The following is a 251-nucleotide window of genomic DNA, read 5'->3' as shown; positions in this document are numbered from 1 at the left end:
TAAATTTACTGTATTATGACACGAAGAAAATTTACTTCAAAATTCAAGACAAAAGTTGTTTTAGAAGCTTTAAAAGAACGAGAGACGACCAATGAGTTATCACAACGTTTTGATGTTGCTCCGCATCAAATCACCTCTTGGAAACGCGAGTTTCTTAAAAATGCCGAGGATGTTTTTACCAAAGGTTCAAAGTCCAAAAAAACAGAAGCAGAGGAAAAGGAAGAACGTTTATTAAAAACCATTGGGCAGCA

At 35.1% G+C, this 251-nt stretch carries 1 protein-coding gene; it reads left to right on the top strand.

The genetic code is table 11. The annotated features are described in order from the left end of the window. Positions 1-15: 15 nt before the first annotated feature. Positions 16-251, top strand: a 236-nt coding sequence (locus tag J8281_RS19565; protein ID WP_210199300.1) for a transposase, incomplete at its 3' end; no start/stop codon positions are given.

The organism is Aquimarina sp. U1-2 (genome assembly GCF_017897595.1).
In the GTDB taxonomy this organism is placed as follows: Bacteria; Bacteroidota; Bacteroidia; order Flavobacteriales; family Flavobacteriaceae; genus Aquimarina.
This window is presented reverse-complemented; position numbering and strand designations above follow the sequence as displayed.